The following is a 13,854-nucleotide window of genomic DNA, read 5'->3' on the forward strand; positions in this document are numbered from 1 at the left end:
CGGGAATGGGAATCGGTCACCAGGTGACGGGTAGCGAATACAGGCCGTAGGCCAGCCGGTCGTGTTTGAACTCGACCTCGTCGAGCGGAACCGCGAGGCGCAGGGTGGGCAGGCGGCGCACCAGGGTGCGGAAGACGATCTGCAGTTCGGCGCGGGCCAGCTGCTGGCCGACGCACTGGTGCGGGCCGAACCCGAAGCCGAGATGGTGGGCGGCGGGGCGGGCGATGTCGAGCTGATCCGGTGCGGCCCATTCCCTTTCGTCCCAGTTGGCCGGGGCCAGATCGAAGATCAGGCCTTCGCCGGCGCGGATGGTCTCGCCGCCGATCACGATGTCGCCGACCGCGACCCGCCGCTGCCCGTTCTGGATGATGCTCAGGTAGCGCAGCAGTTCCTCGACCGCGTTCTTCACGATCGCCGGGTCCTCGGTGTCGCGCAGCAGCGCGAACTGCGCGGGGTTCTGCAGCAGGGCCAGGGCACCGAGGGAGATCATGTTGGCGCTGGTCTCGTGCCCGGCAATGAGCAGCCCGGTGCCCAGCTGGGCGGCTTCGCGCATGTCGATCTCACCCGCGCGGACGCGCTCGGCGATATCGGTGACCACGTCCTCGGCGGGCTCGTCGAGCTTGCGCTTGATCAATTCGATCAGGTAGCGCGCCAGTCCGGCCCGGCCTTGCGCGGCCTGCTCCTTGGTGGCGAACCGGTCCACGTTCACGCTGGCGTGCCGCTGGAAGAACTCGTGGTCCTCGTAGGGCACGCCGAGCATCTCGCTGATCATCAAGGTCGGTACCGGCAGGGCGAGCGCTTCGACCAGATCCGCCGGTTTCGGCCCGGCCAGCAGCCGGTCCAGATGCTCGTCGGTGATCTGCTGGATGGCGGGGCGCAGGCCCTCGACCCGTTTGAACGTGAACGGTTTGGTGAGCATGCGGCGGTAGCGCTGGTGCTCGGCGCCGTCGGTGGTGAACACCGATTTCGGCCTGCTGTCCTTGATCGCGACCATGCCCTCGTTCCAATGCGGGAACCCCGGCTGATGGTCGTCGACACTTACGTTCGGATCGGACATGAGCTGCTTGTACTCGGTGTATCCGGTGACCAGCCACGGGGTGCTGCCGTCCCAGATCCGGACCCGGTGCAGCGGTGCGGACCGTCCCAGTTCGAGGGTTTCGGCGGGCGGCGCGAACGGGCAGCCCGCGGCGCGCAGCATGGGGTAGTCCGGGGCCGCCGCGGTGGCGGTCGTCTCGGCCGAGGTTTCGGACACGGTTGTCTCCTTCTCCGGGCGCCACGCGGGCGCCGCACGTTCATTCCTCGATGTGGATGGCCATGGCCGGGCAGACGGCGGCGGCCTGGCGCACGTCGTCGGCGAGTTCGGCCGGTGGCGTGTCGTCGAGGAGCACGACGATGCCGTCCTCGTCGCGCTGGTCGAACACCTCCACCGCGTGCATGACGCAATGGCCGGCGGCCACACACTTGACCTGGTCTACGGTGACCTTCATCGGGACCTGCTCTCGCTCGGGACGAGCGGCTGCCCGTCGATCAATTCCTGGCGGCGGATCCTGGACTGCTTGGCCATGTTCCAGCCGAGGATCGCGGTGACGACGCCGTCGCGGGTATAGCGGACGACGAACCGGCCCGCGGCCGGGTCACCGTCGACGATCTCGACGTCCGCGTCGCGGGTGACGGTGCCGTGGACCTGGATCTTCGTGGCGAACTGGTCGGTCCAGAAGTACGAGATCGGCGCGTGCGGTCGGGGGGTGCCCGCGATGGCGGCGGCGACGGTCGCGGCCTGCTCGGTGGCGTTGGTGCGGTTCTCCCACCGGACCTCGGTGCCGAGCACCGGATGGCGCCAGCGCGCGACGTCACCCGCGGCGTAGACCCCTTCGGCGGCACGGCAATACGGGTCGCAGACGACACCGTCGCGCAGGGTCAGGCCGCTGCCGTCGAGCCAGCCGGTGGCCGGTGCCGCGCCGATGGCCACCACGACCAGATCGGCGGGCAGCACGGTGCCGTCGGCGAGGGCGACGCCGGTGACCGCGCCGTCGCATTCGGTGAGTCCCTGCACCGCCGCGCCCAATGCGAGACGAACCCCGTTGGCGCGGTGCAGATCGGCGAGCAGGCTCGAGACCAGCGGGCCGAGCTGCCCGGCCATGGGCGCTTCGAGCGGCCCGCACAGGGTGACCTCGCGGCCGAGTTCACGTGCGGTGGCGGCGATCTCGCTGCCGAGGACACCTTCCCCGACGACCACGACCCGCTGCGCGGTGCGCAACCCGTCGCGCAGGGCGAGGGCGTCGTCGAGGGTGCGCAGGACGTGCACGCCGCGCAGTCCGCGCGAGTCGGGCAGGGTCCGTGGGCTGGCGCCGGTGGCGATCACGATGTGGTCGGCGATGATGGCTCCCCGCGCCGTGCGCACGGTCCGGGTCGCCGCGTCCAGGCCGAGCGCGGGGGTGTCCAGGATCAGGTCCAGGTCGAGACCGGCCAGCTGCCGTGGCGGCCGCAGCAGGGTGCGCTCGGGGCGCCACTGACCGGAGAGGACCTGTTTGGACAGCGGTGGCCGGTCGTAGGGCAGGTGCGCTTCGGCGCCCAGCAGAGTGATGCGCCCCGGATATTCCGCGCGGCGCAGGGCTTCTGCGGTGGCCAGGCCCGAGGCCGAGGCGCCTACCACCAGCACGCCGGTATTCCGTTTCATCGAACACCTCCGACCACCACGGCGACGGGCTCAGACGACAGTCCGCGACCTCTCGCCGCACCATCGCCTCCGCCCACCACAACGAGCTGCCCACGCGGCGATCCGGCACACCTCGTCCAACGAACGTCCCGCCCCACCGCAGCCATCCGGGCGATCGCCCGGTCCGCCCGCGTCTCCGTTACGCCCCTCACCGCAGGCTCCCCTGCGCGGCCGGTTCGCTCGAGGAACTGTGGTTCTTCTTGTGCCGCAACGGTTTTCCTGCGACGGTGCCGCCGTCGACCGGCAGTACGGTGCCGGTGACGTAACGGGAGCGGTCGCCGGCGAAGTACAGGGCGACCTCGGCCACATCCTCGGGGCGGCCGTCGTCGGGCAGCGGCCGGTCCTCGCGCATGTTCTCGCGCACCATCCGAGTGAACCGTTCCAGGACCTCCGGGGGCATCGACTGCCCGGAGGAGGCCAGCAGCGGGGTCGGGATGCTGCCGGGGGCGATGCAGTTGACCCGGATCCCATACTGTGCCAGTTCGATCGCCGCGGACTTGGTGAAGTGGATGACCGCGGCCTTGGAGGCACGGTAGCTGTGCACACCGCCGCCGGCCTGGATGCCACCGATGGACGACATGTTGATGATCGATCCACCTCCGTCGACCATGTGCGCTGCGCCGAAACGGGTGCCCGCCATGACGCCGAGCAGGTTCACCCCGAGCACATGGTGGAAGTCGCCGAGGTCGTCGTGCAGGAAGTCCTTGTGCATGACCCCGGAGACGCCGGCGTTGTTGCAGACCACGTCCAGGCGGCCGTAGACGTTGACGGCCCGGTCGACCAGTCGGCGGACCTGACCGGGGTCCGCTACGTCGACCGTCTCGAACACCGCTGCCGCACCGTAGTTCTCGATCGAGGCGTGGCCCCGGTCCGCATCGACGTCACCGACGATCACCCGGGCGCCTTCCGCGACGAATCTCGCCACGACGGCCCCACCGATCCCGGAGGCGCCGCCGGTGACGACGGCGACCTTGCCTGCCAGCTCGTCGGCCATGTGTTCTCCTTTTCTCCGAAATCCCCGGGTCACCGCGCCGCGACGGGAATGTCGGCGGCGTCGGCGTGCCGGGCGAGGAAGTCCAGCAGCAGTGCGTTGACAGCGGCGGGCCGCTCGATCTGTGGGCAGTGGCCCGCGCCGTCGATCACGGCGCTGCTCCCCCGCCGCACCCGGTCGGCGAGTTCGCTCGCCCAGCCCGCGGGCAGCAGCTTGTCGCCCGCGCCTTCGACGAACAGCGTGGGCACGGTGATCCGGTCGTAGTCGCGGTCGCTGGACGGGGTGCCTGGTGCCGCCGCGCCCGGTCGCCGGAATCTCGCCGCCGCCAGGGCTTCCCACGCACCGGGGGCGAGGCTGGACTCGTGCCTGCGACGCACGTAGTCGACGTCGGCGGGATAGGCGCCCGAGTGGAACAGTGCGGCCACGATGCGGCGCATGCCGTCGACGGTGGCGTCGTAGTCGTAGAGCGCGTCGACGTGCGCGTTGCGCAGGATGTCGCCGCCGCCGCACAGCGCGACCATGCTGCGCGCCCGCAACCGGGGCCGCGCGGAGGTCTGGTCGACCAGCAGGTTGATCGCGCCCATCGAGTTGCCGACGAAGTGCGCGGTGCCGATACCGAGGAGGTCGAGCAGGGCCGCGACGTGCCGGATGCGCAGTCCGCGACCGTCGGTGAAGTCGACCACCTTGGCCGAGCGGCCGTAGCCGAGCATGTCCGGGGCGATGACGCGGTGCCGGCGGGCCAGTGCCGTGACGGTGTGTTCCCAGCCGAGGGCGGCGTCGGCGCCGAACTCGCCGCCGTGCAGCAGCACGACCGGCTCGCCGGAGCCGGTGTCCAAGTAGGCGGTGTCGTGGCCGTCGACGATCAGGCGGCGGTACTCGGGGCTCATGAGGCACGCTCCGTTCGTCCGGCGGCCACCGCGGACAGGGGGATCCGGGCCGCGACCCGGAGGTGGGCGGGTACGGCGTGGGTCTCGCCGGGTTCGGTGAGCAGCCTGATCTCCCGCATGCCGAGGTCGTCGAGGATGTCGAAGGCGGACTGCAGATCACTGTGACCCACCGGATGTGCCTGTGGCGCAGAGGATTCCCCACTGTGGCTACTCGCCCGGAGCGTGTCGCCGATCGCGGTGGCGCCGGCGCGCACATAGATCAGCACGCCGCAGCCGTCGGCCACGATCCGTGCGATCGCGCCGTGCAGCGCGTCGCGGCAACCGCACGCCCGCGATCCGAGAACATCACCGATGAGGCATTCGAAGTGCAGCCGCACCAGGGGCGCGCTCGCGCGAGCGGGATCGCCGTGGACGAAGGCGACGTGTTCGCGGTCGAGACCGTCGGTGAACCCGATGGCCCGGAACTGTCCGAGCGGCACCGGGATTCGCGCGGCACCGTGGCGAGTGACCCGGCACAGCTCGCGACGCCGGTAGGCGATCAACTCCGCCACCGAGACCATCGGCAATTCGTGAGCGCGGCCGAGTTCGGCCAGTTCCGTCCAAGTCGGATACTCGCCGTCGGCGCCGGTGATCTCGCACAGCACCCCGACGGGCCGCAGCCCGGCGAGTTCGGTGACATCGACAGCGGCCTCCGGGATCTCGGGGAGTTCCAGTACCCCGTCGGCGGCGGTGCCGAGCGGGAAAACGTTTCCCGGCCTGGCGAATTCGGCGGCGCGAGCATCGACCGAGGCGAGGGCGCGCACGGTGGCCGCGCGCTGGGAGGCGCGGATCCCGGCCGCGCCGGCCAGGCCGACCGAGACCCGGTAGCGCGATCGGTCGGGGCCGGTGCCCGCCGGATCCGCGGGCGGAACGGCGAGAGCGTCGAGGGTGGCGGCGCGCAGGGCGACCTGCACCAGTCCGCAACCCAGACTGCTCAGCACGGTGATCGCGGCGGCGGTGACGTGTTCGGCGGCCAGCACCAGGTGCCCGCGCACCCCTTCGGCGGCCGGGTCGGCGACGATGATCATGCGGCCCGCCCGCAGCGCGGTCAGTGCGGTGGATACCGCCAGATGCCCGGTCTCCGTGCGGTTCTCGCTCATGACAGGCCGCCGCCGGCGGGGACGAAGGACAGCAGCTGCCCGGCGAGCAGGTCCAGCTGCGCCTCGATGCCGGTGTCGGTGAGCGCGCCCTCGGCGTCCCAGATCGGTTCGGCCGAGTTGATCGCCACCCCGATCGGGGTCGGCCAGGCGCGCAGGGCGTGACCGATGACGCGCAGCTGGCCGAGTGTGCCGACCGCGGCCTGCCACCCGTAGGCGCAGGTGATGCAGCCCCACGGCTTGTTGTCCAGGTACACCGTGGTGTCGGCGCGCATGTCCTCGATGTAGTCGAGCGCGTTCTTCACCAGGCCGGATACCCCGCCGTGGTAGCCGGGCGACCCGACGAGCACGGCGTCGGCCTGCCGCAGTGCCTCGACCAGGGCGGCCGCGCGCGGGGTGCGGTCCGGTTCGTGCGGGCTGTACATCGGCAGATCGATATCGGTGCCGCTGAACAGGGCTGTGCGCCCACCGCGCCGCTCCACCGCGGCCAGGCAGTGCCGCAGCGCGCGTTCGGTCGAGGAGTCCTCGCGCAGGGTGCCACCGATGCCGACAACGAACGGGCGTCCGTCGGCGACCGGCGTGGCTGCGGTCGCGCTCGTCGTGCTGACTGTCATGGTCTTCGACCTCGCTTACTTGATCGCGATGGGGTTCAGGGGCGACCCGACCGCGCCGATGACGCGCAACGGCGGTGCGACGAGCTGGAATTCGTAGACCCCGTCGGCGACGCAGTCGGCGGCCAGCGCGGAGAAGTCCCAGTACTCGCCGAGCATCAGGCCCATGTCGCGCAGGCAGAGCATGTGCAGTGGCAGGAAGGTGCCCTCGACGCCGGAAGCCGGGTCCTCGACCATCAGGTTGTCGGCGGCCACCGCGGCGACCTCGTGTTCGTGCAGCCACAGCGCGCAGGTCCAGTCCAGGCCGGAGTACGGTTCGGCACCGTCGCGCGCCTCGAGGTAGCGGTCCCACCAGCCCGTGCGCACCAGCACGATGTCACCGGATTCGATGGTGACCCCTTGGCGGGCAGCGCATTCGTCGAGTTCGTCGGCGGTGATGGGCGCGCCCGGCGCGAGGTAGGTGTCCGCGCCGCGGTAGCGCACCAGGTCCAGCAGCACGCCACGGCTGGTGATGCCTTTGCCGTCGACCTTGTCGATGCCGCAGTGGAAAGCGCCCTGACTGGTGACCGATTCGGCGGGGAATCCGTTGTAGAGCTGGTCGGCGTAGTAGACGTGCGACAGCGCGTCCCACTGGGTGGCGGCTTGCAGCGGCATGATGATCATGTCGTCGTTGAAGCGGAACGGATTGTCGGCGAAGAAGCTGCTCAGTTCGCCTGCGACGCTGTTGCGCAACCACTTCGGGCCGTATTCGGCCAGGGTCCTGGCATCGCCGCCGTCGACGGTCATCACGTGGGTGGGGTTCTGCCGGAACTGGAAGGCGCCCTGCGGGCCGCTGGAGCCGAAGTCGATGCCGAGCGGGAAGACCTTGCCGTGCCGGACGAGTCCGGCGGCGGCGGCGATCTTGGCCGGGGTGATGAAGTTCAGGGTGCCCAGTTCGTCGTCGGCGCCCCAGCGGCCCCAGTTGCGGACCCGCTCGGCGAGGGAGTGGAAATCGGTGAGAGTTGCCACGGCGGTGGATTCCTTCCAGTTATTGCCGGGTGGCCGGGGCGGGGCCGGCCAGTTCGTTCGCCAGCCGGGCGGCGAGCGTGCCGCCGTCGACCCACAGCACCTGGCCGGTGATGTAGGCGGCCGCCCGGCTGTTGAGGAACAGCAGTGCCGTGGCCTGCTCGGCCGGATCCGCGGAGCGGCCGAGCGGTTTCGGGATGCTGTCGAGGTACTGCGAGCCGTAGGCGGTGCGCAGTTGATCCAGGATCGGGGTGTCGGTAACGCCCGGCCCGGTGCAGTTCATCCGGATGCCCGCGGCGGCCAGGTCGGCCGACCGCCGCATTGTGTAGAGGATCAGTGCCTCTTTGGCCAGGCGATAGCCGCCGCCGTCGGCGACGATCTCCGGATGCTCGGCACACCACGCGAGACCGTCGGCGAAGGAGGTGGTGTCGAGCAATCCCGCAGTGTCCCAACGGTTCTCGTGGTAGGCCGAGGCCGCGAGGGAGGACACCGAGACGACCGCCGCACCGGGCGCCATGCCCGCGACGATCGCCTCGGTGAACTGGCGCAGACCCAGGAAGTTCACCGCGACCACCTGGTGCGGGTCGCCGATGCCCGAGGACACCCCCGCGACATTGAACAGCGCGTCGACGGCGCCCCCGATCCGGGTGAGCGCGGCGTCGACGGAGGTGGGGTCGCCCTGGTCCATCGCGACGAATTCGTCGAACACGTCGTCGCGGCCGGGTTCGCGCAGGTCGACGCCGACGACCCGCGCACCGAGGCGCGACACCTCGGCGGCGACGCACGCGCCGATCCCCGACGCGCAGCCGGTGACCACCACCCGCTGCCCGTCGAATCGGCATCGCTGCTCGAAGGTTTCCATCGGCTCAGGCCCGGCCGCGTTCTTCCAGTTGCCGCTGCTGCTCTTCGAGCCGGGCCGCGGCCTGTTTCTGGCCCTCTTCGATCTCGGCCATCGCCTCGGGGATCTCGCCCGCGGTGAAGGTCCCGCCGCGACCGGTGGGCAGACCGCCGAAGGCGTAGTCCTCGTCGAAGGCGGGCGAGGGCATCGGCACGCGCCGGGCCTCGGCCTTCGCCAGGATCGGCGCCATCCGCTCGGCCTTCGCGGCGACGGCGATCTTGTCGCGTTCGATGAACTCGGGCAGGACCTCCCTGCCCATGATCTCGAGCGATTCCATGGTGGCCTCGTGGCTGCGCGGGTTGAGCAGCAGGATGATCTCGTCGACACCGCTGGCCTCGTAACCGCGCAGGAATTCGCGCACGGTGTCGGGTGAACCGATCGCGCCGCGGCCGGGGCCGTAGGCGACGGACGGGTCCTCCTTCACCGCGTCGAGGTAGGACTGCCACACCTCGGTCCGGCCGGGGGTGTGCATGCCGGTCATGTAGTAATGCATGATCCCGTAGGAGAAGAACCCGCCGCCGACGCCGAGGCGCTCGATGGCCTGCTCGTCGGTGGGGGCGACCATCATCGACAGGTCACCGCCGATGGCGAGGATGTTCGGGTTCATCTGCGGCACCATCGGCGCCGCGTGGTCCTCGAACTCCTGGTAATAGCCGCGCACCCGCTCACCCAGCGCTTCGGGTCCGGTGTAGGCGAAACTCAGTGCGCCGATACCCATCCGGGCCGCCATCTGTACCGAGGAGGGCCGGGTGCAGGCCACCCACAGCGGCGGGTGCGGGGTCTGGCGCGGCTTGGGGATGACATTGCGCGCGGGCATCTCGATGTGGTTGCCCTTGAAACCGGTGAACGGTGCCTCGGTCAGGCAGCGCACGGTGACCTGCAACGCCTCTTCCCACTGGGTGCGCTTGTCGGCCGGATCGATGGCGAACCCGCCGAGCTCACCGACCGAGGACGATTCGCCGGTGCCGAATTCGACCCGGCCATTGGACAGATGGTCGAGGGTGGCGACGCGTTCGGCGGCGCGGGCGGGGTGATTGATCGCCGGCGGCAGGTGCATGATGCCGAAGCCGAGGCGGATGTTCTCGGTGCGCTGACTCGCGGCGGCCAGGAACATCTCCGGTGCGGTGGAGTGACAGTACTCCTCCAGGAAATGGTGCTCGGTGAGCCAGACCGTCGAGAAACCGGCCTTGTCGGCGAGTTCGACTTCGTCCAGGCCGTCCTGGAACATCTGGTACTCGTCGTCGTCGGTCCACGGCCGCGGCAGCGCGAATTCGTAGAAGAGGGAAATTTTCATCGGGTACCTCCAGAGGTGTCGGCGGGTGCCGGGTGCTGCGTCAGGTGCTCGGCGGCGATGTAGCCGAAGGTCATGGCCGGGCCGATGGTCGCGCCCGCGCCCGCGTAGCTGCGGCCCATGACCGCGGCCGCGGTGTTGCCGACCGCGTACAGGCCCGCGATCGCGGTACCGTCGGCGCGCAGGACCCTGGCGTGCTCGTCGGTGCGCAAGCCGCCCGAGGTGCCGAGGTCGCCGAGGATGACGCGGAAGGCGTAGTAGGGCGGTTTACCGATCGGGTGCAGGTTCGGGTTCAGCAGGGTGGGGTCGCCGTAGTAGTTGTCGTAGACGCTGTCACCGCGGCCGAAGTCGTCGTCATGGCCCGCTTCGGCCAGCTTGTTGAAGCGAGTCGCCGTGTACTGCAACGCTTCTGCCGAGACATCGATCTGCGCGGCGAGCGCGGCCCAGCTGTCGGCGGTTTTGACGACGCCCGATGCCAGCCAGGCGGCGGGGATCGTGTAACCGGTCGGTACCGGTGCGAGGGGGATCTTCGGGATCGGCAGGTGGCCGCCGATGACGTAGCGCTTCCAGGAGCGGTGGTCGGTGATCAGCCAGCACGGGATGTGGGTGATCCCGGACTTCTGGCCGTCGATCATGGCGTGGCCGAAGTCCATGTAGGGCGCGGCCTCGTTGATGAAACGCTCGCCGGTGCCGTTGACCATGAACTGGGCGGGCATCATCCGTTCGTTGAGCATGAATTGCAGCCGGCCGTCGGGCCACTGGATCGCCGGGAACCACCAGGCCTCGTCCATCAGCGCGGTGTCACCGCCCGCCTCGCGACCGAGGCGGATGCCGTCGCCGAGGGCCAGCTTGTTGCCGAAGCTCCAGTCCTGGTCCACCACAGGCTGTTCGGTGGTGCGCCAGGCCGTGTCGTGGTCGAAGCCGCCGGTCGCCAGGATCACCCCGCGCCGCGCCCGCACCCGCACCGGGGTGCCGTCGCGTTCCACGGTCGCGCCGACGACCCGGCCGTCCTCGGTGTGCAGGGCGGTGATCGGGGCGTTCAGCCACAGCGGGACACCGTGTTCGCGCAGTGCCAGGCGCAGCCGTGCCACCAGGGACTGGCCGATGGTGACGATGCGGTCGCCGAACACGTGCGCGCGCACCATCCGCCAGATCAGCTTCAGCAGGATCGCTTTGCCGCGCCAGTTCTGCCGGACCTGGTAGAACAGCCGCAAGTCCTTGGGCCCCAACCAGATACCTTTGGGAGCCAGTGCCAGTGGCGCGAGCAGGGTGCTCTCGTCCTCGCCGAGTTCGCGCAGGTCGATGGGCGGAACATTGATGGTGCTGCCCTGCACGGAGCCGCCGGGCAGTTCCGGGTAGTAGTCGGCGTAGCCGGGCTTCCAGACGAATTCCAGCCAGCGGCTGCGGAGTTCGAGGAACTCCATCATTTCTGGGGCCTTGGTGACGTAGCCGCGCAGGCGCGCGGTGTCGACCATGCCCTCGGTGATCTGCTCCAGGTAGGCCACGACATCGTCAGGGTCGAGGGCGAAGCCGGCACGGCGCTGGGCGGGGGCGTTGGGCACCCAGATGCCGCCGCCGGACAGGGCGGTCGAGCCGCCGTAGGCGGCGCCCTTCTCGACGATCAGCACCGACAGTCCCTCGGCCTCGGCTTTCAGCGCGGCGGTGAGCCCGCCGCCGCCGGAGCCGGCGATCAGGACGTCGACCTCTTCGTCGAATGTGGTGGCGGACTGTGGGTCCGGTGCGGAGTCGGCGGTCACGCGCGGCCCTCCTTCGTCGTGGGGTCCGGGACGGCGGCGCGCACCGCGAAACCGGCGATGAGCGCGGGGGCGGCCCGGTAGTAGCGCACCGGTGTCCGGTACGGGCCCTGCTGGGCCAGCGCCGCGAACGCCGCGACCCAGGTGCGGATCTCGTGGGCGGAATTGCCCGCGGCGGCGGTGATGGCCGCGTTGTCCCAGTTCGCGAACTCGGCGAGCCTGCCCTCGTCGAGCAGGGTCAGGAATTCGTTGTCCCACTGTGGGTTCAGCGGTCGCAGGGTGCCCTCGCCCGCCGCGAACTCGCGGGCGGCCTCGACCACCGCGGCGCTGCGGGCGGCGCGCTGCTCGGCCGACATCGGCCCGCCGTGCACGATCCGGTCGCGGACCGCGCCGGTCGCCGTGGCCAGGCGCGGCACCGGCGGGTCGTGGGACAGGCCACCGGATCCGAGGACAAGGACCCGCGCGTCGAGGGTCGACAGGAACGCGCCGACCGCGGCGCCCAGTGCCCGTGCCCGGTCCAGTGGCCCGAGCGGAACGGCGACCGCGTTGACGAAGATCGGGATCACCGGGCGGGCGGTGGCCGCGCCGAGCAGCCGTTCCAGGGGCTGCACGGTGCCGTGGTCGACATCCATCGCCGTCGACACCGCCAGGTCGACGCCCGCGGCGAGGACCGCCTCGGCGAGCTCGGTCGCCAGTGCGGCCGGCACGTCGAGTGGTCCGGCGTGGGTGCCGTAGTCGCCGACACCGGAAGCGGCTGTGCCGAGACAGAATTGGGGCATGGTCCGGTAGAAGAAGCCGTTGTAGTGGTCGGGTGCGAAGGTCACCACCAGCTCGGGGTCGAACTCGCGCACGAAGCGGGCCGCCTCGTCCAGGGCTGCCCCGATCTCGGTGCGCAGCTCCAGCTCAGGGCCGGGCAGATCAAGGAGAGGGCTGTGCGAGACGCAGCACACGGCCAACGGCATCGAGACCTCCTCGAGTCGAGGCGAAGGTGTCGAGCAGCGCGGCGCCGAGTTCGGGCGCGAACTGCGCGATGGAGGACCCGGCGACGACCCGGTCCGGGCGCAGGAAGATCACCGAGTCGGCCTGGCCGTCGAACCAGCGTTTGAGCGCGCCGGTGCGGTCACCGACGACCGTCACGTCCTCGTGATCCTGTCCGGCCCAGGACAATTGGGTAGCGGGCCGGGCCGCGACGAACCGGGCGCCGAATTCCCGCCAGCGCGCGAACACCTCGTCGCCGAGCACCGCGCGCGGGTCGTTGTTCCAGCACAGCACCGCGAACCACGGGCCGAGCACCTCGTCGAGCAGCACCTCCGGCTGAGTCCTGGTGCGCACCACCGGTTGGACGAACAGTGTCCCGACCGGTGACGGCTCCGACCGCGACCAGCGGTGCACCACCGCACCTCGGTCGTAGCGGGGCATCGGCTTGAACTTCATACCGAGCACATAGCTGCGCACCGGGGGGATCGCCGCCGCGGCCCGCACGAGGACGTCCCGGATCGCCGCGACGCGACGGTCGGTCGGTGAGATGACCCGCCCCACGAGGGTGGACAGGTCGATCATGGCGCGGGCATGGGTGCGGCGTTCGGTGTCGTAGGAGCCGAGCAGGGACGCATCGGCCCGGCCGGTCACCACGGCCGCCAGTTTCCAGCCCAGATTCGCCGCGTCGCGGATACCGCTGTTGTAGCCCTGTCCCTGCCAGACCGGCATCAGATGCGCGGCGTCCCCGGCCAGTAGCATCCGGCCGACGCGGAAGGCGCCCGCGATGCGCGAGTGGTGGGTGTAGACGCGCCGGCGGATGATGTCGAGTCGCTCGGGATAGGGCACCAGCGGTGCTGTCATCCGGGCCAGGAACGCCGGATCCTCGGCCAGTTCGTCGGGTTCGTCGTCGTGGATCATGAACTCGAAGCGGCGGATTCCGTGCGCGATCGACACCGACACGTTCGGTCGGGCCGGGTCGGCGGCGACCTCGATATTGGGGTGGCCGAGCGGGTCGGCGGCGAGGTCGACCACCAGCCACCGGGTCGGTGAGGTGGTGCCGTCGAAGCTCACGCCCATCGCCTTGCGGGTGACGCTGCGCCCACCGTCGCACCCGACGACGTACCCGGCCTGGACGACATCGGGGCCGTTCTCGGTGACGATCCCGACGTCGACGTGTGTGCCCTTGTCGACACAGGACCCCACCGGCGCCGACCACCGCACCTCGACGCAGGGGTACCGGTCGAGCCCGGCCAGCAGCTCCGCGTCGACGAGCGGCTGTACGAAACCGTTGCGCTTGGGCCAGCCGAACGAGGTGTCCGTCGGCGCGATCTCGGCGAGCAGGCGGCGCCTGCCATCGACGAAACGCATGATCTGGTTCGGGGTGGTGTGCGGCAGGATCGCCTCGATCAGGCCGATCGATTGAAAGGTGCGCAGCGACTCGTCGTCGAGTCCGACACCGCGCGGGTAGTCGATCAGCGTGGCGCGCTCCTCGACCACCAGGGTGCGCACGCCGGCGGCGCCCAGGATGTTGGCCAGCGTCAGGCCGACCGGTCCCGCGCCGACGATGAGGACGTCGGTGTCGGCCAT

Annotated in this window: 13 protein-coding genes; all 13 read right to left on the reverse strand. The window is 70.4% G+C overall.

The window, feature by feature from the left end:
- Positions 1-16: 16 nt before the first annotated feature.
- Positions 17-1,198: a cytochrome P450 gene (locus tag ACFXKN_RS02040; RefSeq protein ID WP_378949773.1), complete on the reverse strand. Its 1,182-nt coding sequence runs from the start codon at positions 1,196-1,198 to the stop codon at positions 17-19.
- Positions 1,199-1,292: 94 nt separating this feature from the next.
- Entirely contained in the window at positions 1,293-1,487 is a 195-nt protein-coding gene (locus ACFXKN_RS02045; protein WP_378949392.1) for a ferredoxin, read from the reverse strand.
- On the reverse strand, positions 1,484-2,677 hold the full coding sequence (locus tag ACFXKN_RS02050) for an NAD(P)/FAD-dependent oxidoreductase (RefSeq protein ID WP_378949395.1): 1,194 nt from the start codon (positions 2,675-2,677) through the stop codon (positions 1,484-1,486). The genes ACFXKN_RS02045 and ACFXKN_RS02050 overlap by 4 nt, the downstream gene beginning before the upstream one ends.
- A gap of 187 nt (positions 2,678-2,864) precedes the next feature.
- Positions 2,865-3,710, reverse strand: a complete 846-nt coding sequence (locus ACFXKN_RS02055; protein ID WP_378949398.1) for an SDR family NAD(P)-dependent oxidoreductase — start codon at positions 3,708-3,710, stop codon at positions 2,865-2,867.
- 29 nt (positions 3,711-3,739) lie between these two features.
- Entirely contained in the window at positions 3,740-4,594 is an 855-nt protein-coding gene (locus ACFXKN_RS02060) for an alpha/beta fold hydrolase (protein WP_378949402.1), read from the reverse strand.
- Positions 4,591-5,733 carry a 3,4-dihydroxy-2-butanone-4-phosphate synthase gene (locus ACFXKN_RS02065; RefSeq protein ID WP_379432183.1) on the reverse strand — a complete coding sequence of 381 codons (1,143 nt, stop codon included), beginning with the start codon at positions 5,731-5,733 and terminating at the stop codon, positions 4,591-4,593. Before ACFXKN_RS02065 ends, ACFXKN_RS02060 begins: the two co-directional genes overlap by 4 nt.
- Entirely contained in the window at positions 5,730-6,344 is a 615-nt protein-coding gene (locus ACFXKN_RS02070) for an NADPH-dependent FMN reductase (RefSeq protein WP_378949408.1), read from the reverse strand. The genes ACFXKN_RS02065 and ACFXKN_RS02070 overlap by 4 nt, the downstream gene beginning before the upstream one ends.
- 15 nt (positions 6,345-6,359) lie before the next feature.
- Complete coding sequence (locus ACFXKN_RS02075; protein ID WP_379432184.1) at positions 6,360-7,349, reverse strand: cyclase family protein; 990 nt, start codon at positions 7,347-7,349, stop codon at positions 6,360-6,362.
- Positions 7,350-7,368: 19 nt separating this feature from the next.
- Positions 7,369-8,208 (reverse strand): coniferyl-alcohol dehydrogenase, encoded by an 840-nt coding sequence (locus tag ACFXKN_RS02080; protein ID WP_378949414.1) that lies wholly within the window; start codon positions 8,206-8,208, stop codon positions 7,369-7,371.
- Positions 8,209-8,212: 4 nt separating this feature from the next.
- Positions 8,213-9,538 carry an LLM class flavin-dependent oxidoreductase gene (locus ACFXKN_RS02085; RefSeq protein ID WP_378949417.1) on the reverse strand — a complete coding sequence of 442 codons (1,326 nt, stop codon included), beginning with the start codon at positions 9,536-9,538 and terminating at the stop codon, positions 8,213-8,215.
- Complete coding sequence (locus tag ACFXKN_RS02090; protein WP_378949420.1) at positions 9,535-11,292, reverse strand: FAD-binding protein; 1,758 nt, start codon at positions 11,290-11,292, stop codon at positions 9,535-9,537. The genes ACFXKN_RS02085 and ACFXKN_RS02090 overlap by 4 nt, the downstream gene beginning before the upstream one ends.
- A complete protein-coding gene (locus tag ACFXKN_RS02095) occupies positions 11,289-12,251 on the reverse strand; it encodes a 3-carboxyethylcatechol 2,3-dioxygenase (RefSeq protein WP_378949423.1) in 963 nt (320 codons plus the stop codon). The genes ACFXKN_RS02090 and ACFXKN_RS02095 overlap by 4 nt, the downstream gene beginning before the upstream one ends.
- Entirely contained in the window at positions 12,208-13,854 is a 1,647-nt protein-coding gene (locus ACFXKN_RS02100; RefSeq protein ID WP_378949426.1) for a bifunctional 3-(3-hydroxy-phenyl)propionate/3-hydroxycinnamic acid hydroxylase, read from the reverse strand. Before ACFXKN_RS02100 ends, ACFXKN_RS02095 begins: the two co-directional genes overlap by 44 nt.

The sequence above is a fragment of the Nocardia sp. NPDC059195 genome (genome assembly GCF_042754695.1).
Taxonomy (GTDB): Bacteria; Actinomycetota; Actinomycetes; order Mycobacteriales; family Mycobacteriaceae; genus Nocardia.

Excerpts from the sequence above, each read along its gene's own strand:
- ACFXKN_RS02055 (WP_378949398.1), bottom strand. The coding sequence starts at position 3,710 with ATGGCCGACGAGCTGGCAGGCAAGGTCGCCGTCGTCACCGGCGGCGCC.
- ACFXKN_RS02100 (WP_378949426.1), bottom strand. The coding sequence starts at position 13,854 with ATGGCCGACACCGACGTCCTCATCGTCGGCGCGGGACCGGTCGGCCTG.
- ACFXKN_RS02050 (WP_378949395.1), bottom strand. The coding sequence starts at position 2,677 with ATGAAACGGAATACCGGCGTGCTGGTGGTAGGCGCCTCGGCCTCGGGC.
- ACFXKN_RS02070 (WP_378949408.1), bottom strand. The coding sequence starts at position 6,344 with ATGACAGTCAGCACGACGAGCGCGACCGCAGCCACGCCGGTCGCCGAC.
- ACFXKN_RS02045 (WP_378949392.1), bottom strand. The coding sequence starts at position 1,487 with ATGAAGGTCACCGTAGACCAGGTCAAGTGTGTGGCCGCCGGCCATTGC.
- ACFXKN_RS02095 (WP_378949423.1), bottom strand. The coding sequence starts at position 12,251 with ATGCCGTTGGCCGTGTGCTGCGTCTCGCACAGCCCTCTCCTTGATCTG.
- ACFXKN_RS02060 (WP_378949402.1), bottom strand. The coding sequence starts at position 4,594 with ATGAGCCCCGAGTACCGCCGCCTGATCGTCGACGGCCACGACACCGCC.
- ACFXKN_RS02085 (WP_378949417.1), bottom strand. The coding sequence starts at position 9,538 with ATGAAAATTTCCCTCTTCTACGAATTCGCGCTGCCGCGGCCGTGGACC.
- ACFXKN_RS02040 (WP_378949773.1), bottom strand. The coding sequence starts at position 1,198 with ATGCTGCGCGCCGCGGGCTGCCCGTTCGCGCCGCCCGCCGAAACCCTC.
- ACFXKN_RS02080 (WP_378949414.1), bottom strand. The coding sequence starts at position 8,208 with ATGGAAACCTTCGAGCAGCGATGCCGATTCGACGGGCAGCGGGTGGTG.
- ACFXKN_RS02065 (WP_379432183.1), bottom strand. The coding sequence starts at position 5,733 with ATGAGCGAGAACCGCACGGAGACCGGGCATCTGGCGGTATCCACCGCA.